General features: G+C 38.3%; 9 protein-coding genes. 1 reads left to right on the forward strand and 8 read right to left on the reverse strand.

The window, feature by feature from the left end:
• The first annotated feature begins 66 nt into the window (after window positions 1–66).
• Window positions 67–13,626 carry a malectin domain-containing carbohydrate-binding protein gene (locus AAC084_RS19580; protein WP_339842018.1) on the forward strand — a complete coding sequence of 4,520 codons (13,560 nt, stop codon included), beginning with the start codon at window positions 67–69 and terminating at the stop codon, window positions 13,624–13,626.
• A 74-nt stretch (window positions 13,627–13,700) separates the two neighbouring features.
• Here the strand turns inward: AAC084_RS19580 and AAC084_RS19585 are convergent, their stop codons facing one another.
• The 8 genes from AAC084_RS19585 to thrA all read right to left on the reverse strand — a co-directional run bounded on the left by AAC084_RS19585 (window position 13,701) and on the right by thrA (window position 22,469).
• On the reverse strand, window positions 13,701–14,411 hold the full coding sequence (locus AAC084_RS19585; protein ID WP_339842019.1) for a YebC/PmpR family DNA-binding transcriptional regulator: 711 nt from the start codon (window positions 14,409–14,411) through the stop codon (window positions 13,701–13,703).
• Between the two features lie 101 nt (window positions 14,412–14,512).
• Window positions 14,513–14,809 carry a 4a-hydroxytetrahydrobiopterin dehydratase gene (locus tag AAC084_RS19590; protein ID WP_339842020.1) on the reverse strand — a complete coding sequence of 99 codons (297 nt, stop codon included), beginning with the start codon at window positions 14,807–14,809 and terminating at the stop codon, window positions 14,513–14,515.
• An 8-nt stretch (window positions 14,810–14,817) separates the two neighbouring features.
• Entirely contained in the window at window positions 14,818–15,645 is an 828-nt protein-coding gene (locus AAC084_RS19595) for a sugar nucleotide-binding protein (RefSeq protein WP_339842021.1), read from the reverse strand.
• Entirely contained in the window at window positions 15,642–16,556 is a 915-nt protein-coding gene (locus AAC084_RS19600; protein ID WP_339842022.1) for a glutaminase, read from the reverse strand. The genes AAC084_RS19595 and AAC084_RS19600 overlap by 4 nt, the downstream gene beginning before the upstream one ends.
• The gene (gene gcvT, locus AAC084_RS19605; RefSeq protein ID WP_339842042.1) at window positions 16,556–17,641 is read right to left on the reverse strand and encodes a glycine cleavage system aminomethyltransferase GcvT; all 1,086 of its coding nucleotides are present in this window, start codon (window positions 17,639–17,641) and stop codon (window positions 16,556–16,558) included. Before gcvT ends, AAC084_RS19600 begins: the two co-directional genes overlap by 1 nt.
• A gap of 98 nt (window positions 17,642–17,739) precedes the next feature.
• Window positions 17,740–19,035, reverse strand: coding sequence for a threonine synthase (gene thrC / locus AAC084_RS19610; RefSeq protein ID WP_339842023.1), 1,296 nt, complete (start codon window positions 19,033–19,035; stop codon window positions 17,740–17,742).
• A gap of 41 nt (window positions 19,036–19,076) precedes the next feature.
• Window positions 19,077–20,003: a homoserine kinase gene (locus AAC084_RS19615; protein WP_339842024.1), complete on the reverse strand. Its 927-nt coding sequence runs from the start codon at window positions 20,001–20,003 to the stop codon at window positions 19,077–19,079.
• 24 nt (window positions 20,004–20,027) lie between these two features.
• On the reverse strand, window positions 20,028–22,469 hold the full coding sequence (gene thrA / locus AAC084_RS19620; protein WP_339842025.1) for a bifunctional aspartate kinase/homoserine dehydrogenase I: 2,442 nt from the start codon (window positions 22,467–22,469) through the stop codon (window positions 20,028–20,030).
• Window positions 22,470–22,717: the final 248 nt, after the last annotated feature.

A 22,717-nucleotide genomic window follows, 5' to 3' on the forward strand; every position in this document is an offset into this window, starting at 1 on the left:
AAAAAGTGTAAACGATGTTTCTATAACTTTGTAAAGGATGTTTGTATATCGTACCCAACATTGCCTTTGAATTTGGTTTTTGATGGAACAGAAGGTGGATTAATAGATACAAATGGATTAGGAACAGGCTTTACTATGATCGATCCTCATTCAGGAACTAGGCTGGATCAAGATTTACCAATAATGAATATTGATGTAAATGGTTATGAGCCTTCAAAGTTGAGTCTTGCCAATACCAATTTAGTAATGACCGCATCTAAAGGAATTGCCTATGTAGATAATAATGCCCAAGTAAATTCATTGGGAGTTGGCCTTCAAAACATAGCCTCTTTATTGACCATTGAGACCAAGTTATTAAGTGTTTCTACAGGTGGCAGTTCTGCCCAGGCAGGTATCTGGTTTGGTATCGATGACGAAAATTTTGTAAAACTCGATGTAAATGGCGATAACGTTGAAATGCGCCGTGAAATTGGTGGTGTGTCTGTAAACGGAGCTACTTCTCCCGATCAAATACAAATAAATGGGGTAGGGGTCGCAGATAACGATGTTACTCTAAGGTTGATTGTAGATCCTATTGAATCTACAATCACAGCCTATTACGCCATAAATAATGGATCATTTGTTCAATTGACCAAGACCAATTTCGATAATCTTGTTCTTCCACAAGTATACTTGAACGGTAAACAATTAAATGAAGAAAATGGATTTGCAAGCTTTGCAGGAATATATAACACCTATAGGAATGGAGCCAGTTTTGATGCCGAGTTTGACTACTTTTCTGTTTCGGAAGATAACAATGCGCCTGTAATAGTAGCACAGAGTTTTGATATCTCTGACGACTCTGCGATAGGAACAACCGTGGGCATTGTAGCAGCAAGTGATCTAGAAAACAATACTTTGTCTTATAGTATACTTTCTGGAAATGATTCAAACACCTTTTTTATAAATGAAAACACCGGCGAGATTACTACTCTAGCAGCATTAGATTTTGCAACTAGCAATCAGTACATATTATCCGTTCAAGTAAATGACGATACAGATCAAGCTGAAGCAGATGTAACCATAAATGTTACTGAAACGGGAATTCCCACTGCTAGCTTTGCCTATATTGAAAATTTTGAAACGTATGGAACAGGTAATCTTGAGGCAATTTCAGGAGGAGCTTGGGTAAGGGAAAATGGTAATGGAACAGATATACCTTTAGTAAACGAAGGCCTATCTCCGGGCACTAGTAATTCATTGAATATTAATGGATTGAATACAGTTATGGATTTTCAAACATTAATAGATAATCCTGTAGATTTGATAGATAAGGTGCCTTTTTATTTTGGCACTTATTTTAATATTTCCGACTTAGGTACTGCCAATCAATCTAGATTTAGGGTAGCGATAAGGGTAGATGATGCGATTGCCGGTGATCAATGGATACGACAAATTATAGGAAGATATGACAATGCCTTTAATGCTAGATTCGGGCTTGGTGATCCAAATTCTAATGATGGTCAAACAGGAATATCAGCTGACAAGGTGCTTCAATTCGTTGTAAAAGGTGTTTGGGATAAGGATACTAATACCATAACTTATGCATATACTATTGCACCTACCTTAAACGAGGAAGACAATACGTGGTTACCTGCAATATCTAGTCACATAGTATCGGGTGTACCAAGTTTGGGAAGGATTTTTATAAATTCAACCAACCTACAAAATGATGGTAAGATTGGACCTGTTCGATTAAGTACAGATTATGCACAGGTAGTAACAGAAGAAATTAATGAAACAGAGTTATCCTGTAGCCCTTTAAGTACTTTAGACTGCGATCAAATTGAACAAAGTATTCCACTTGTATTTGATTTCTCTTCAGATAACGGCAATCTTTCACAGTCAGGTTTCTCAATGGTCTTAGTGCCTAGTGCCAGACTTCAAGTTGATGACGTTTTAGCGACCGATAACAATGTACCTGGTTATGCACCTAGTTTAATTTCTCAAGGTATTGACGGCCTTACCATAGCGAGTACAAAAGGATTATTTTATAGTCAGCTTCCTAGTCAAGGTACTCCGAACAGTGCTAACACAAATTCCCAAATGAACGCATTAGGAGTGGGGGTTGACGTACCCGGGGCAATTTTTAATATTTCAACATCCTTATTAATTCCTGACTTTTCATTAAGTGCAGGTAATTCTTCACAACAGTCAGGTATTTGGTATGGATTGGATGAAAATCATATTATAAAACTTGTAGTCCTTAAAACAGCAGATGCCACTAGAAAGATTCAGTTGCAGGTAGAGAATATGGATAATACTACGGCAGCTACGGCTTATTTGGAAATTAATACAGGAAATATTCCGTCTAACCCTGGCGATGAATTGAGTCTACGTTTAGTAATCGACCCATTAAGTAATTCGGTTAGTGCCTATTATGCCATTAATGGTGCAACGGAAATATTGGTTTCAGATGTCGGTGGTAGTTCGTTAGCTGTACCAGTAAATTATTTTATAGGCACTTCGTATGATCCAGCAGATTCAAATGCATTATTAGGTTTTGCAGGTATTTTTACTTCACATAGAAATGCTGCTGAAAACCAATCTTTCAACACTATTTTCAAACAATTTGAAATAACGGCAGAACCTGAATTACCTCAATTAAGTTTTGATGTTAGTTCTTTGAATTTTAGTGGAGTAGAGGGAAGTTTAATTACCCCAAAAACAGTTACACTATCTGCCAATACAGGAAACCCAGTAGTTATTTTATCTCCTGACCCTGATGCTAGTTGGTTAGTTTTACCTTCAAATCCAATTTTAGGCTCATTGGAAATAGGGATAGCTGCTAATTTACCTATAGGTACTTATAGCACTACCTTATATGTTATAGATCAACCAGATGCAGGATATATAAATGGCGAAATACTTATTTCGTTAGAGATTACAGAAGAAAGTAATGACTATGCGGTAAATGTTAATTTCTCTGATGCGGCCACGGCTCCGCCAGCAGGTTATATACGTGATTCTGGTCTAGGATATGGAGATAAAGGCAATGGTCTTATATATGGCTGGTTGAATACTAACGGTACAACCCCACTAGATCTAACCAGAAATGGAAGAATTAGAAATTATGCTGTAAATGACGATGATGATTTACGCGCATTCACATTAATGCACATGCAATATGGTGATGTAGGTGGTGCAAATGGTGTATCTGAAGAAGGTATTTGGGAAATAGAAGTACCTAATGGCCAATATAACGTTACTGTAGGGGTAGGTGATCCAGATGTTGATAGTGCAGGTACAACGCCTTCACATACCATTAATGTTGAAGGAACTAGTGTTGTAAGTAACTACGTGCCAACTGGCGTCGCTGGCGCTTCAACCCGATTTACTTCTGGGTTTGCCACGGTACTGGTTTCTGATGGTAAATTAACCGTAGATGCTGATGGAGGGTTTAACACCAAAATTAATTCCATTCGAATTGTTTCTACTACAGGTGGCAGTAAAATACCAAGAGTGATTAGTTCAACCCCAACCAATGGATCAATAAATGTTTCAACGGGCGTGAATATGTCTGCCAATAATTTATTCCTTCCAAACTTTGATGGCATTGGTAATTCTGGTGTAGATAATACTACTATTACAGAAACCACGGTAAAATTAATTAAAAATGGAAGTTCCACTCCATTGGCATCTGGCGTAAATGGTACTGGAGGGGGTGATGCCATTAATTTAGACCCTGATCAACCCTTAGAGCCAAATACGACCTATACGTTTATTATTGATGGAGTTTTGGATAATACCGGAGTAGCTTTTGAATATTATGAATCTACCTTTACTACGGGTACATCCGGTGGGGGAGGTCCTACGACGGATTTAGATAATGTATCGTTTACCAATTCGGGAACGGTTGCCAATGGAGCTAAATACTCTACACTTACAATAGGTCCAGATAATAAATTATATGGTTTGGTCATTGATGGTGATATTCACCGGTGGACCATTGAAACAGATGGTACATTAAGTAACAAGGAAACGCTTAATGATTGGAAGATTGTTGGTGGGTATGTTAATCGTACTGCTGTTGGGCTTGTTTTTGATCCTAGTGCTACCGCCTCTAATTTAATTGCATACATAACCCATGACTCGGGTGGCTTGAATGGGGCACCTGCATGGGACGGTAATCTATCTAGGTTAACCGGTTCAAATCTTGAAAATCATGATTTGATATTGGTGCATTTGCCAAGATCTAAAAAGGATCACTTGACCAATAGTATGGCATTTAAGCCAGGTGAGCCAAGAGTAATCTATTTTAACCAAGGTAGTAATAGTGCTGCAGGCGCACCAGATAATGCTTGGGGAAATAGAAAGGAAAGACTTTTATCTGGCGCCAATCTTAGACTTGATTTGGATAAATTACCAGCAAAAGTTGATGGTCAAACGTATTTATTGGATGTGAAGACAACAATGGATCCAGCGGCAATAAATGCGGTGAATTTAAATTCGCCGACTTTAACCTCTACCGTAGGTACGTACATTGAAGATGGTCAAACATTCATAGACGATGGAACCTATAATCCCTTTTATATAAATGCCCCACTAACATTATTCGCCACAGGTATTCGTAATGCATATGATTTGGTATGGCACAGTAATGGACAGTTGTATATTCCAACCAACGGTACAGCAGGGGGAAGTAATGCACCAGCATCAATTGATGGAACTAGAAGACCCGATGGTACATTTTACGACCATAGTAATCCATCATTATTTCCTGTAATACAGGCTTCGAACGGTAACAATGTTCAAAAAGATTGGTTGTTCCGAATAGACCCTAATACAGATTTAGGTTTTTATGGACATCCCAACCCTTTACTTGGTCAATTTGTATTGAATCGTGGTGATGCAGATGTTAACAATGGTGTATATAATGGAGTTCAAGCAGATATTAACTATCGTGGTGCAGCATTCGATTTTGAATTGAACAAATCACCAAATGGTGTTATTGAGTATAAAAGCAATGCAGAAAATGGTAATTTAAAAGGAGCAATATTAGTTGTACGGTACAGTGGAGGTAGTGATATTATTGCCTTGGTTCCAGACGGGCCTAATGGTGATATTCTAACTGCAAAAACAGGAATACCTGGATTTAGTGGCTTTGTAGATCCTTTAGATTTAGTTGAGGATGTTGCCAATGGAAATATTTATGTGTCTGACTATGCTCGTAATGAAATTGTTCTGTTAAAACCAAGTAATCAAGCTGTTCCTACGCCATTAATTGTTCTAAATACTGAGGATATAATTGGCGATGCGATTTCAAATTCAAGTGACTATAATGAAGAAATCATCATATCAAATTTAGGAAATGCAGTATTATCCGGTGTTACTGCTGAAATAACAGGAGCAAACAGTAATCAGTTTTCATTTACTGGTCTACCCTCAAGTGTTAATACCCAATCTTCGGGATCGTTCAATGTTATATTTACTCCAACATCTAATGGTCCTAAGTATGCTGAATTGACTATTTCAGGGACAGGTGCAGATGCTGTAGTTATAGCGTTGACCGGTTTAGGAAAAGCTGGAAATGGAGGAGCAAATGAACCTTCTTTACAATGGGTATTGGATACCCAACTAGGTAATGGCGTCATTAATGTAGGCGATACTAACCCAGCAACAAATTTACTTGATCTGCCAAATGGTACCACCTATAATAATTTATTAGGAGACGAGATATCAGCTCAAAAATTTGAAAGAGCTACAGATGCACCGGTAACTTTAGAGTTGTTGAGTGTGTATGGGCCTACTACAAGTAATCCTGTGGTTGCTTTTGGTTATTACGAAAGCGGTAATGCTGTAAATACCAATGAGCTATTTACAATTTCCAATTCACCAACTAGCAATGGACAAACGTTGAACGCACCCGTAACAGGATCAACGGAATTTGACCCGGGTCTGGGTACTTTTGGCTTCTATAGTAGATGGCCAGCATTTAATAATAGACAACTATACAGTGAAGATGTACTTAATACATTTTCTGGAACCATTCCACATCATGTAAGAGTATATGAACTACCTGGGGAAAGTAACGCTTATATTATAGCAACTGAAGAACATGTATCTGGATTCGATTATCAAGATGTTGTTGTTATAGCTAGAAATATTAGACCATTTGGTGGTTTGCCAAAAATTGCTACCGATCCTAATGAGTTGGTTTTTGAGATAACTACTAATGGTCAAAGTCCAACAACTGAAACTAAATCGGTAGTAGTAAGTAATACAGGAACAGAAGTTCTTAATATTTCTTCGGTTGCTATCGAAGGCGCTTTTGCCGATCAATTTAATGAGGTACAACCATCTGGTATTGCTAGTATTGAAGTAGGTGAAAGTCTAACCTATACCGTTACTTACGCACCGGATATCAATGGAAATAATCTTGGTTTCCAAGATGCAACTTTGATGATTCAAAGTGACGACAGTACAAACCCAAGTTTCTCTATTGGTCTTTTTGGATTAAAGAAATCAGGATTTGAGGGTGGAAGTGAACCTCCATTACAAGATATTGTTGATGCATTAGGTATTGGAATCAACGTAGGATGGACAAATTTGAGTAATGGTACAAATCCAAACCCTGTAGGTGATGAAGTTGAGGTGGAACGATGGGTAAAGGTATCTGATGCACCTGTGAATATAATTCCAGTAGGTCGTTATTCGCCAGCAGAGACGATTCCTTTTGGTTGGTATACAAATGATGGTAGTATAGTTACCAATGAGGTTGGAATTTTAGACGGAACTTTGCCACAGGCCCAAACCTTGTATCCGGCTATTGATACAGGAACTAATGTGTTTGATCCTTCTGGTGCCGTATTTGGTATTTATGTTCAATCAAATGTATTCAATAGAACAAATTATACGGAAGATGCAATAAATACAGAAGTTGCACATAGAACGAGAATTTATCCTAATAAGGATAGAGCTGGTAATCTTATAGAAAATAGTTACTTAATAGCATTTGAAGATGCTTCAAATGGTGATTATCAAGATTACATGTTTGTGATAGATAATGTTATACCTTATGAAGATGGTATTTTAGCATTGAATTTTGATAAAGATAATTTGGATTTTGTTGCAACAATCAACCAAGTTGATATTCAGGCTCAGCAACTTTCAATTTCAAGAACTGGAGGAGTATCTAGTCAAGAAATCACTTTAACAAGTAGTGAAGAATGGGTTGTTCTACCAAATTCGTTCGATATAAATTCACCTTTTGATATAGATGTAGATGTTTCTAATTTAAGTAGAGGTTCATATGAGGCAACAGTTACTGCAACTGCAGTTAATTATGAAGAAGCCAGTGTAATTATTATTTTAAATATTACTAATGAGTTGGTCTATACCTATCAATTTAATTTCCAAGACCCAGATGATTTAGAGGCTTCTCCGATAGGGTATATAGATGATATTGGGTTATCGTACGGAATTCAAAATACAGGCTTAGGCGATTTAACATATGGTTGGGTTTTACCAGGTACATCAACACCAGCAGATGCAGGTGCGAATGCTAGAAACAGGAATACCGGATTAAATGATGATGCTTTAGCTAAAACTTTTACCATTATTGGTCATAATAGTCAAGCTCAGTACCCAACACTAGATTGGTTGGTGAACGTGCCTAATGGTACGTACTCAGTCAATATTAGTGTTGCAGGTGATCCAGATTATACCGATAGTAATCATGTTATTGATGTTAACGGTGTAACTGTAGTAGATTATAATGAAGATGTAATAGCTCAAGTTGATTACCAACCTTTTGAGTCCACTTCACTGGTTGAAGTAACCGACGGTATCTTACGTTTAGGGCTAAATCCAAATGGAGTTAACGCCAAGGTGAGCTATATTAGATTGGCACCTGTAGATACTTCTATTCTTCCGCCAACAATTGTGGCTAGTTTTGAAGGTAATTCAAGTGCACCGAATACATATCGTGGATCTGTAGAGGTTTCTTTATCTGCAACGGACGAAAGTAACAGTGGTGGTATTACAAGCATAGAATATAGTTTAGATGGCAACACTATTGTTAATTATACTACTCCGATTATTGTAGTGGGTGAGGGTGTTCATACGTTACTAGTAACGGCCGTTGATAATAATGCCAATAATTCAGATAAAACTTATGAATTCATAATAGAACCAGCTTCTGGAGCATTATTGGCCATTGAAAATATGACCAAAGTGCCAGGTACAGATAGAGGTTTTCCTGCTAATGATTACTACACCTTCCACAGATTAGGAAGTCCTGGTGCGGCTTTGGTTCATGACTCGAATGTTATGCGATTAAACAATAGTGGTACGGGTGAGCTTATAGTGGATGAAGTTATTGTATCTGATAGTAATGATTATTCTTTTGAACTGTTTGATGCTGCCGGTATCCAAATAGCTGGACCTAATTTTTCAATACCGGTTGGTGGTTATGTTGATGTTGATATTACTTTTATTGGGGGTACAAGTACTACAAATAATGGAATTTTCGTTGAGAATATTGAAATCATCTCGAATGCCGATAATGCCATAGAAAATATGGCTACGTTACATGGTGCCTATTCCCCGCAACCAGAAGGAGGTGATGAGATAAATGCGCAGCAAGTTTTTGATGCCTTTGGTTTTCAAACCAGTATGTTGAGCTTTGTAAATGACGATGGTAATATAGTACCTAGTCCCACAACAAATCCAAGTTCTAATTATCCAAATCCGGAGAATATCGATGCAGGTTATGAAGGGGATATGATTTTGTCCAGTAATTTTGTTCAGGCAGATCCTACCAAACCGGTAATTGGAATTCAGTTGTCAGCCTTACATGGAGGTCCTGGTTCTAACGGAGCAAAATTTATAGGGACAAATAATGGAAATGTTGTAGGAGGAATTAATTTCTCACACGATTCTAATTGGTATCAAACCTTATTACCTAAAAAAGGAGATAATATTAATTTTGATACTGCGACCTTAATAGATACCCCTTTCAGAATTGATGTTTCAGGACAAAATACATCTGGAAGAACCAATCCAACAGGTCAAGAATTATTAGGGCTTAGGTTATATAAAGTGATTGATCAGAACGGAATTATTATACCTAATGAGTATATAGCCGTAATGGATTTTATAGCAAATGGTTGTGGAGCTGGCTCAGCAAATTGTGATTGGAATGATAATACGTTCTATTTCATAAATATCCGCCCTGAAGGTGAGCCTACTTCATTACCTATAGAAAATCTATTTGTTAATGTAGGGGAAGAATTTTCACTTGATATTTCTGAATCTTTCGATTCTGGTTATCCAGGTAACATTTTAACATACTCAGTGTCTAATCCTCAAGGTAACTTGCCTAGTTGGGTAAGTATTGATGCCCAAAGCGGAATTCTTTCTGGAACTCCAGATATAGATGCACCTGTAAGTGTTGAGGTTGCTGTTTCTGCAATAGATTTGAATGGTTTACAGACTACTTCATCTTTGAATGTATTAATAAATTTACCTCCAATTGCACAAGATGATGAAGTGACACTTTTTCAAAATGTTGAGACACTATTGGATGAGTTGTTAGCGAATGATTCTGAACCAAACGATCAAGCCTTTACAATAACTTCGGTAGACAATCCTTTAAATGGGCAAGCTGAAATACAAGAAGATGGCTTGGCAGTACTATATACACCAAATCTAGATTATGTAGGTGTGGATAGTTTTATGTATATCATAGAAGACGAATCAGGTTTAACGGCAACAGCCACTGTTAGCTTAACCATTGCATCAGAAAATCAAGCACCAGTTGCAGTTTTAGAATCTACTATAGATTCTGGTCAGGCAGCATTATTTGTTGAATTTACTGGAGCTAATTCTAGCGATGAGAATCCTGGGAGTCTAAATTATAATTGGAATTTCGGTGACGGATTAGGAACAGCAACAGAAATTAACCCAAGTTATACTTTCACTTCAGCAGGTCAGTATACTGTTGTATTAACAGTCACAGACGCTGAAGGGTTATTCGATAGTGCTACGAAAACCATCACGGTTTCAGCACCACAAAATACAGCACCTATTGCATCGGCTACAATTACGCCTGTTACCGGTGTCAACTCTTTGGAATTTATCTTTGACGCCAGTGCTTCAAGTGATTTGGAAGGGAGTATTGACTATTTGTGGAATTTTGGAGATGGTACAACATCAACGGAGGAGATTGTAAATCACACTTATGATACACCTGGTTTCTTTACCGTTGAATTAACCGTAACTGATTCGGAAAGTTTAACGAATAGTGTATCAAGTCAAATAGAGGCTAAAGAACCTGTAACAGGTGATTTCGCCCTACGTATCAATGCCGGTGGACCGGCCTTGGTGTACCAAGGGGATGACTATGTTGCGGACCAATATTCGGTCGGCGGAAAAACATATACGAACGGATCTGCCGAAGTGCCACAATTGTATAGGACAGAGCGCAGTGCATCACCACCGACCTTTGGTTACAATATACCATTGGCGAATGGCGATTACGAGATAACGCTACATTTTGCTGAGATTTATTGGGGCGCCACTGGTGGCAGTACCCTTGGTGGGGCCAACAGGCGTGTATTCGATGTCGTTATAGAAGGGGCAACCGTACTTGACGATTTTGATATTAACGCAACGGTAGGTGCACAGACGGTAACGACAAGAACGTTCCCTGTGAGCATCACCGATGGTGTATTGAACATGAACCTTGATGCACAAGGGTCTGACGGAGTGAACGAGCCTAAACTTTCGGCGATAGAAATAATCGGCAACAGTGCCAACGAATTACCGGTAGCGGTAGCAATTGCCAATATTACATCTGGTACGGCACCATTATTAGTCGAGTTCAATGGTAGCGCTTCAAGCGATACGGAAGGTTCACTGACATATCTGTGGGACTTTAAAGACGGGGTTACATCCAACGAGGTAAATCCTGTTCATACGTTTACAACTGCCGGCATATATAATGTGAGTCTTTTGGTGACCGACGAGGATGACCAGATAGCTGAATCCATTATTGCCATCACGGTCGAAGAACCAATTGTCAATAATTTCGCATTGCGTATCAATGCCGGTGGACCGGCCTTGGTGTACCAAGGGGAAGACTATGTTGCTGACCAATATTCGGTCGGCGGAAAAACATATACGAACGGATCCGCGGAAGTGCCACAATTATATAGGACAGAGCGCAGTGCATCACCACCTACCTTTGGTTATATTATACCATTGGCGAATGGCGATTACGAGATAACGCTACATTTTGCTGAGATTTATTGGGGCGCCACTGGTGGCAGTACCCTTGGTGGGGCCAACAGGCGTGTATTCGATGTCGTTATAGAAGGGGCAACCGTACTTGACGATTTTGATATTAACGCAACGGTAGGTGCACAGACGGTAACGACAAGAACGTTCCCTGTGAGCATCACCGATGGTGTATTGAACATGAACCTTGATGCACAAGGGTCTGACGGAGTGAACGAGCCTAAACTTTCGGCGATAGAAATAATCGGCAACAGTGCCAACGAATTACCGGTAGCGGTAGCAATTGCCAATATTACATCTGGTACGGCACCATTATTAGTCGAGTTCAATGGTAGCGCTTCAAGCGATACGGAAGGTTCACTGACATATCTGTGGGACTTTAAAGACGGGGTTACATCCAACGAGGTAAATCCTGTTCATACGTTTACAACTGCCGGCATATATAATGTGAGTCTTTTGGTGACCGACGAGGATGACCAGATAGCTGAATCCATTATTGCCATCACGGTCGAAGAACCAATTGTCAATAATTTCGCATTGCGTATCAATGCCGGTGGACCGGCCTTGGTGTACCAAGGGGAAGACTATGTTGCTGACCAATATTCGGTCGGCGGAAAAACATATACGAACGGATCCGCGGAAGTGCCACAATTATATAGGACAGAGCGCAGTGCATCACCACCTACCTTTGGTTATATTATACCATTGGCGAATGGCGATTACGAGATAACGCTACATTTTGCTGAGATTTATTGGGGCGCCACTGGTGGCAGTTCCGGAGGAATCGGAGCACGTGTGTTCGACGTCTTGATCGAGGGGGAGACCGTACTTGACGATTTTGACATCATTGCCGAGGTAGGTCCGCAAACTGTGACTACCAGGACCTTTCCTGTGACGATAACCGATGGTGTCTTGAACATGGCGTTCGATGCACTTGGTGATGATGGCATCAACCAGCCAAAACTCTCTGCGATTGAGATACTGGGTAATGAAGAGGTTGATAATACAGTACCAATTATCACCTTGAACGGAGCCAATCCACAGGAAATCCAATTGGGAGAAGGCTATACAGAACTAGGTGCCACGACAGAAGACGGTTCACCTATCGTTATAGATGACACTGAATTTATTGATGCGTTGGGCACCTATACGATTTATTACGATGCGAATGATGGCATTAATGACGCGGCACAAGTGACTAGGAGTGTTGAAGTGGTTTCGGTACCTACGAGCTTGTCGGTTACCAGTGTCGTACTGTACAATGGCGACAATAACCAGGCGCTGTTCGAGCTTACGGACGGCATGGTCTTGAACGTGAACGACCTTCCTACGCTGAACCTTAACATCCAGGTCTTCGTGACCTCGGATGTCGGCAGTGTCCTTTTGGAGCTCAGTGGTGCCAAGACGGGCAGCCAGTTGGAGAATAACGCGCCGTTGGGCTTATTCGGGAATACGGGCGGCAGTCTTTTCACCGCGGGTAGCTATAATTTCAAGGCGACGCCATACTCCTTAAGGAACCGAAGCGGTACTGTCGGTACTGTCAAAAATATAGGTTTTGAATTAGTAACGGCCCCTGTCGACGTGGACGGCGACGGATTCCTTAGCGATGTGGACTGTGATGATCTTGACCCTAACGTATATCCCGGGGCTCCTGAGGTCTGCGACGGTAAGGACAACGATTGTGACGGTAGTATCGACGAGGACCTTCCGACCACGGTCTCTTGTCCTACGACCTTGTCGGTTACCAGTGTCGTAATGTACAATGGTGACAACGACCAGGCGCTGTTCGAGCTTACGGACGGTATGGTCTTGAACGTGAACGACCTTCCTACGCTGAACCTTAACATCCAGGTCTTCGTGACCTCGGATGTCGGCAGTGTCCTTTTGGAGCTCAGTGGTGCCAAGACGGGCAGCCAGTTGGAGAATAACGCCCCGTTGGGCCTATCCGGGAATACGGGCGGCAGTCTGTTCACTGCGGGCAGCTATAGTTTCAAGGCGACGCCGTACTCCTTAAGGAACCGAGGCGGTACTGCGGGAAGTATAAGGACGATTGGCTTTGAGATAATGGATACACCGGCACTTGCGGCAAAATCTATAAACGTTCTTAGTCTATACCCCAATCCCGCCTCGGTGGAGACCACGCTGAGCTTCGACCAACCTACCACGGTAGGTACGATACAGGTGTTCGATGTAACTGGCAGATTGGTACGCACCATAAAGGGTGGCCTCATTGATAAGCGGGGAACACCGGTAAACGTACAGGAAATGCCAGCGGGTACATATTTCGTAAAAACGACAGATGCCTCAGGGCTTGAGTTCCAGCAACAGATGTTGATTCAACGATAACAAATACTAAATAATTTTAAACAAAAAAGGAGACCAATTTGGTCTCCTTTTTTTATATAAAATACAATTGAAGATTACTCTTCCATAGAATGATACACATTCTGTACATCATCATCTTCTTCCAACTTTTCTAGAAGTTTTTCTACATCAGCAGCTTCTTCTTCCGATATGGTTTTAGTTACTTGCGGAATTCGTTCAAAACCTGAGGAAAGTATTTCAAGTCCTCTATTTTCTAATTCTTTCTGTATTGCACCGAAACTTTCAAATGGCCCGTATATTAAAATTCCGTCATCATCTACAAAAACCTCTTCAGCTCCAAAATCTATAAGTTCTAACTCTAATTCTTCTGGATCTATACCTTCTGTTGGGATTCGGAAATTACAGGTATGGTCGAACATGAATTCTACGGAACCTGAGGTTCCCATATTTCCGTTACACTTATTAAAATAACTTCTAACATTTGCAACGGTTCTGGTATTATTGTCTGTAGCAGTTTCAACAAGAATTGCAATACCATGTGGGGCATAGCCTTCGAAAAGAACTTCTTTGTAATCTCCTAGGCTTTTGTCACTTGCCCTTTTAATGGCGCGTTCTACATTGTCTTTTGGCATGTTGACCGACTTGGCATTCTGAATAACCGCTCTAAGGCGAGAATTAGAATCTGGATCAGGCCCACCTTCCTTTACGGCCATAACAATATCTTTACCTATACGTGTAAAGGCTTTAGACATTGCTGACCATCTTTTCATTTTACGTGCTTTTCTAAATTCAAAAGCTCTTCCCATGGTAAATTATTTTAAAAACAAAAATACAAAAACAGGCGATGTTCAGAAATCATAAATGTAATGCACTGAACAAAAGATTGTTTTAATTCTTAGTTTAATTATTATTCGCTTTCAATTATTGCCTCTATAGTTCGTGCAAGCTCAAAATCTTTTTCTGTTACTCCATTAGCATCATGGGTACTTAATCGAATATTAAGAGTTTTGTAAACATTGCTCCAGTCTGGGTGATGATTTTGAGCTTCGCATTCAAATGCTATGTGGGTCATTACAGAAAACGCCTCCTTAAAATCTTTAAACTCAAAGGTTGTTTCAATAGCGCCATCAATATATTCCCATCCGTCAAGTTGGCTTAGATAATCAGCTACTTGTTGATCCGTGAATTTTTCTATTTCTTTCATAATTTTTGTTAATTAAGGACATGATGATCTATAATATTCTGGTATGTAAACTGTAAATTTTTTGGTAATTTATTGGTTTTGGGCAGTACTGCCAAATATCTATCCTCATTAGTGGTATATACCCTTTTCAATATCGGATTGAAATTGCCGACACGCTCCAAAATTTCTTTTATAAAATCTTCATGATGGGTTAGGTCATTACTACCCAAATGATAAATGCCTGTTTTATCTCTATTTATAAGGTAATGAATTTGCTGCGATAACTTATCATCATTAGTTACGTTTAAAATTAAGTTCGGAAATACGTCGACTGGTTCGTTGTTAATTATTGCCTTTTTCATATCCCGTATTCTAGGAGAACTATTTCCAAACACCATTGGCAATCTTAAGATAGCCATTTTTTCTTTCGGTAATCGAAGAAGCATGTTTTCGATTCTAATCTTCAACCTACCGAAAATACTTTCACTAAGTGTTTTATCCATTTCGTAAGATGGGTATTTACTATAGGCATCAAATACGTTTGCCGAAGAAATAAAATAAATTCTACACTGTTCTTTCTTTACATATTCTAAAATATGTTCGTGAGCTATGATTTGTGCTGCAAAATTACCTCGTAAAGCAGAAATTATAATTTGAGGTTTTACCGATTCTAAGATTTCGACGATATCATCTTCCTCTAAATTGTAATGTACAAATTGTTTATTTGTAGAATATGAATTTGTGGTATTGTAATAGGTGCCATACGTGTCGAAATATTTACAAAGCTCTTTATATATAGCATTGCCAATAAACCCACTACCACCAAGGATCAATATTTTTTTAGTATCTAATTTCAAAAAATGGAAAGTTCTGTTTCTGTTGTCAATTTTTCTAAAGCAAGCATACCTAATTTTGAATTGCCCTTATCATTTAGCCCAGGAGACCATGCTGCAACACAAAATTTGTTTGGGAGTAGGGCAACGATACCACCACCAACACCACTTTTACCGGGTAGCCCAACTTCGAAAGCAAATTCACCAGCTTCATCATAAAAACCACAGGTAAGCATTAATGCATTTATACGCTTCACTTGCCCTTTAGTTAAAAACGTATTGTTTTTTCTACATTTACCATTGTTGATAAACATATAAAAAGTATTGGCTAATTCAGCGCAACTCATTGTAAGCGAGCATTGGTGAAAATAGAAATCTAAAACTGTTTCTACATCATTCTCTAAATTGTTATATGATTTTAAAAGATTAGCAGCAGCGTAATTATGAAAACCAGTCAACTTTTCTGATGCGGCTATTTTTTCATCATAGTCAATCATATTGTCACCTGCAATATTCCGTACAAATGCTAGAAAATCTTCCTTCGGATGATCTAAAAGAGACACCAAAATATCAGCAACAACAATAGCACCTGGATTTATTAAAGGATTTCTTGGAATTCCTTTCTCCAATTCTAATAAGGATAAATGATTGAAGGGATCACCAGAAGGTTCTACATCTACACGTTCCCAAAGTTTTTCTCCTATTAAACCCATTGCCATTGAAAGTGTGTAGACTTTCGATATACTCTGTATAGAAAAACGTTCATTAGAATTACCTGCAGAAAAGTTATGTTGTTCCAAGTCTAACAAATGGATGCCAAATTTATGCATATCAACGTTTGCTAATTCTGGAATATAATCAGCTATTTGACCTCTATCTTTTGCTTTATCCGTAGTTTCCTTAATAGCATCAAGTACACTTTGAAAGTCTACCATTAAGCTTTGTAAAAGGGTAATTTAACTACCGTTGCCGCGATTGCATTTTTTCTAACCTGTATATTTATTTTACTTCCTAGTTCTGAAAAAACAGATGGCACATAGCCCAGGCCTATTCCTGTTCCCATTGATGGTGACATAGTACCCGAAGTTACTACCCCAATGGTTTTTCCATTTCCATCAACGATATCATACCCATGTCTTGGAATACCTCGACCATCTAATTCAAAGGCAATCAGTTTTCTCTCCAGACCATGTTTTTTCTCCTTCTCAAGTGCTTCCGAATTGACAAAATCTTTTGTAAATTTTGTAATCCACCCTAAGCCAGCTTCAAAAGGCGATGTGTTGTCGTCGATATCATTTCCATATAAACAGTATCCCATTTCTAGACGTAATGTATCTCTAGCTGCCAACCCGATTGGTTTTATTCCGAATTCTGCTCCGGCTTCGAAAACTTTATCCCAAATTTGTTTTACCTCTTCATTTTTGCAATAAATTTCAAATCCACCGGATCCAGTATATCCTGTAGCAGATATAATTACATGGTCAACACCTGCAAAATCAGCAACTGCAAAATGATAGAATTTCATGGCAGCCAAATCTATGGATGTCAATGATTGCATTGCTTCAACAGCTTTTGGTCCTTGAATCGCTAAAAGAGAGTACCCTTCAGATATATTTTTCATATCCGCTTTAAACTCATTGTTGTACTTTGAAATATGAGCCCAATCTTTATCAATATTAGAGGCGTTTACAACCAATAAATATTGCTCTTCTTTAATACGATAAACTATAAGGTCATCAACAATACCACCGGTTTCATTGGGCAAACAACTATACTGAGCTCTACCAATGGTTAATTTTGATGCATCGTTAGAAGTTACTTTTTGAATCAAGTCTAAAGCATTTGGACCAGAAATTAAAAATTCTCCCATGTGAGATACATCAAAGACACCAACACCTTTACGTACCGTTTCATGTTCAGCATTCACACCTTCGTAAGAAACAGGCATATTATATCCAGCAAATGGAACCATTTTGGCACCAAGAGATTCATGTGTTTTAGTAAGCGCAGTATTTTTCATTTTTTTCATTTATTGGCATTACAAATTTATCGAAAATAAATAGAAGCAAATATACTAGAACTGATATTTGAGAAAATAGTGCAAACTAAATTTTATATTCAAGAAGTCATTAGAAAATCTTTAAGATTCTGATATGTAGTAATATTGGTAGATTTTTTAGTTTTACCCATCACCTTTTGTATTTGCGAAGGAATTTCTAATTGCTCGGCTAATGTATCTTCTACGATATCCATAAATTTTACCGGGTGGGCAGTTTCTAAGAATATACCATACGTATTTGGGTGTTGTTCTTGATACCTTTTTAGACCTAGATACCCAACGGCACCATGTGGGTCGGCAATATAACCATTGATGTTGTAAATTTCCTTTAAGGCTTCTTTTGTTTGTTCATCATCAAAAGAATAGGAGGAAAGGTTCTTTTTTAATGCTTCGAAATCATCTTGAAATAAGTGCCTAATACGAATAAAATTACTGGGATCACCAACATCCATAGCATTAGAAATAGTAGCTGTAGATGGTTTTGGGCTATATTCTTTAGTTAACATAAACTGAGGTACTGTATCGTTAACATTGGTTGAAGCGATAAAATGATCTACAGGCATGCCTAATCGTTGTGCGACCAAACCTGCACAGATATTACCGAAATTACCTGATGGTACAGAAAATACAATTTCCTTTCCTTTTGATTTCGCTTGCTTATAGGCAAAGAGAAAGTAAAAGAGCTGCGGTAACCATCGTGCTACATTTATGGAGTTGGCCGATGTTAATTTCATATGTGCCAATAAATCCTTATCCAAAAACGCATTTTTAACCATGGCCTGGCAATCATCAAACGTACCGTCAACTTCTAAAGCGGTTATATTTTGACCTAAAGTGGTCAGTTGTCTTTCTTGTATATCGCTAACTTTACCACTTGGGTATAAAATAACAACTTTTACTCCTTCAACTCCAAGAAAGCCATTTGCAACAGCACCACCTGTATCGCCAGATGTAGCGACCAATACGGTTACTTCTTGTTTGTTAGACCTTGAAAAATAACCAAGGCATTGCGCCATAAATCGAGCGCCAACATCTTTAAAAGCCATCGTTGGTCCGTGAAAAAGCTCTAAAGTTCCAATATTCGGAGTTATGGCCACAACAGGAAATTCAAAATCTAACACCTCTTTCAATATATCTTTCAAGATATCATCTGGTAAAGTTCCTTCTACGAATTGACGGATAGCTGTAAATGCTATTTCTTCGTTACTTAAATTTTCTATCTCCTCGAAAAAAGAATTTGGTAACGGTTTTATTTCTTCTGGAAAATATAATCCTTTATCAGGAGCAATTCCGTTAACTACCGCAACATCAAATGATACTTCGGGTGCTTTATTATTTAAACTATAGAATTTCAAGATGTGTCATTTTATCGGTTAAAATAGATTCGTTTCGGACATTAAATGGGGCGTACGCCATCCATATTAATTTTTGAAACATGTATTTCGTAGGCAATGCCAATTTTGTCATAGACCATTTTCATGGCATCTCCCACTTTTATAGCGGTTTCGTTTCCTTTACTAAAAGCAAATATAGAAGGGCCTGACCCAGATATGCCCGAACCTAATGCACCAGCCTGTAAAGCAACTTTTTTTACTTCATCAAAGCCAGGGATAAGAATGGAACGAATTGGTTCAACAATATGATCTTCTAAAGACCTGCCTATAAGGTCATAATCTTCTTTGAACAATCCAGCTACGAGTCCGCCTACATTTCCCCATTGCTTTATTCCTGTTTCCATGGATATTGTCGTCTTTAGAATTTTTCTGGAATCGGATGTTTTTATCTCGATCTGAGGATGAATTATTGTAACGTATAATTCAGATGGTGCCGGTATCGTAATGACGTCTAATGGGCTGTAACTACGCACTAAGGTAAACCCACCAAATAGAGCAGGAGCAACATTATCTGCATGAGCAACATCACTAGCTAGGCGTTCACCTTCCATAGCAAATTTTACCAACTCGGTTTTACTGAACGGATTGCCTAATAGATAGTTCATGGCCCAAACAGCACCGGCCGAACTAGCAGCACTGCTGCCAATACCACTACCGGGTTTAATTTTTTTGTTGATTTCTATTTCAAAACCTCCATCATAATCAGCTGCTAAAAGAAATGCATTGCCAGCTACACCAGCCACATTGTTCAACGTTTCTTTAGGTAAATCTTGACCGGTAAGTTTTGTAATTTTAATTCCTTTTTCTGAAACTTTTCGTACAGTCATTTCATCACCAACCGAATTCAAGGCAACGCCAAGAACATCAAATCCGCATGAAATGTTTGCTACAGTAGCAGGACAAAAAACTTTTATTTCGTTTTGGTTCATGATAGTAAACGATTATAATTCGGTTTAAAAATTACCTATTCTAATAATATCTGCAAATATTCCAGAAGCTGTAACATCGGCACCAGCACCCGCGCCTTTAATAATTAAAGGCTGGTTAGGGTAGCGTTCTGTGTAAAAAAGCACGATGTTATCACTACCTTCTAGATTATAGAAATCATGACCTTTTGGTATTTCTTGTAAACCAACGCTTGCTTTACCATCATCGAATTGGGCAACGTACTTTAATTTGCTGTCGGCGTTTTTTGCACTTGAAAATAAAGATTGAAAATGTGGTTCATGTTTTATCAAAGAGGCAAAGAAATCTTCGTTATTGGTGGTGTTCAAGCTCTCTTCAGGTAAAAATGGATTGTTTTCAATATCGGTAATCTCCAATTTATTACCACTTTCCCTAGCTAAAATTAATATTTTTCGCATTACATCGACACCGCTTAAATCTATTTTAGGGTCTGGTTCAGTGTAGCCTTCTTCTTGTGCCTGTTTTACAACATCATGAAAGGTGGTATTTTCGTTGAAGTTATTAAAAACAAAATTTAAGCTTCCAGATAGAACGGCCTGAATCTTTAGAATTTTATCGCCAGATGCAATGAGATGTTTTAACGTGTCAATAATTGGTAATCCTGCACCAACATTGGTTTCAAATAGAAATGGGGCATTGTAAGTTCTTGCAAGCGATTTCAAGTGAGAATAATTCTCAAAGGCTGAAGAACAAGCAATTTTGTTGCAGGTTACAACAGATATGCTATTGCTTAAATATTCACTGTATGAGGTAGAAACATCTTCGCTGGCAGTATTATCTACAAAAATGCTGTTTCTAAAATTTATAGTGTTGACTAATTCTAGAAACTTTGCTTTATCCGCTTTTTGACCTTGGGTCAATTTTTCTTGCCAGTCGTTTAAATTTATTCCTTTTTCATCAAAATGCATAGTTCTTGAATTTGATATACCGATGACACGGATATTCAATTTCAAGTTCTCTTTTAAGAATTTTCGTTGAGACCTAATCTGCTCCAAAAATTTAGCGCCCACATTACCAACACCCATTACAAATAGGTTTAGTTGCTTTATATTTTCTTCAAAAAATTCTTCATGCAATGCATTCAATGCTTTTTTTACATCTTTCTCATCAATAACGCAAGAGATGTTTCTTTCAGAAGCACCCTGTGCGATCACACGAATATTTACGTTATTTTTTCCAAGTGTACTGAACATTTTTCCACTTAGACCTTGATGACTTTTCATATTATCACCTACCAAGGCGACAATAGCCAAATCTTTTTCAGGGATCACCTTTTTTATACGCCCTCTTTCAATTTCGTATTCAAAAGCTTCATTAACGATATTGACTGCCTTTTCAACGTCATCAGCAGAAATACCAACACAAATTGAATGTTCAGATGAGGCTTGAGTAATTAATACGACACTTATGTCTGCTTGGGAAAGCACCTCGAAAAATCGTTTCGAAATTCCAGGTATACCTACCATACCAGAACCTTCTAGTGATAGTAACGCTATATTACCAATGTGGCTTATTCCCCTAACCGTTTTTCCTTTTTCGTTTTTTGATTTGGTGATTAACGTTCCATCTGCATCGGGACTAAAGGTGTTTTTTATTACAATTGAAATTCCTTTAGATAAAACTGGTTGTATCGTAGGAGGGTAGAGCACTTTGGCCCCAAAATGAGAAAGTTCCATAGCCTCTTCATACGATATATGCGGAATCGCCTTGGCTTGCTTTACCATTTTCGGATTGGCAGTAAACATTCCGCTAACGTCCGTCCAAATTTCTAAAATATCGGCATCAAGAGCAGCTGCATATATTGCGGCAGTATAATCAGAACCACCTCTACCTAAGGTAGTAGAATTCCCCTCTTCTGAAGTAGCTATGAACCCTGGGCAAACAGTAATTTTTTTATTTGACGCTTTAAAATAGGCTACACAGTTGGCATTGGTTCGAGTGAAATTTACCATGTTCTTACCATTCATTTTATTAGTGATAATTACATCTCTACTATTCTTAAATTCTGCATCAAGATGTTCACTAATTAGGTATTCACTGATAATATAAGATGAGAGTAATTCACCATAACTAACTATTTTGTCAGATAACCTAGGGGTGATTTCACCAATAAAATAAGCACCCTCCAGCAAAGTTTCTAAAACATTAAATTCGCTTTTTACTTTGCTTAACACCCTACTTTGTATAGTTACAGGAAGTAATTCTTTTGTTGTGGTTAAGTGTCTTTCCTCTAAAGAAGAAAGTACTTTTTTATAGGATTGGTCTTGTGATGAAGCCAACGTGCCAGCCTCTAACAATAAATCGGTTACACCCCCAAACGCAGAGACCACTAATATGATTTGGTCTTTGTAATTGGAAATAATATTTTTTATTTTAATTATATTTTCAGGATTGGCTACAGATGAACCACCAAATTTTAGAACTTTCATGTTATCGAAATATTGACTTTTTAAAAAGATATGGTGTAATTAAACACAAAAACGGAGAACTATAATTTTTAACCCCAAAGGGTAATGCGTGCGGTAGTAGAACCATTGCAATTGGTAGCTGAAGAGAAATTGAACTTTATGTCTGTCTTATCGCAGTCCATAATACTAATGGTTGATTATCAAAAGTAGTACATTTGATATCCTAAACAAATGATTCCACATTTTTTTGCGGAATCGTTATTTTTTGG

The organism is uncultured Maribacter sp., from assembly GCF_963977385.1.
GTDB lineage: Bacteria > Bacteroidota > Bacteroidia > Flavobacteriales > Flavobacteriaceae > Maribacter.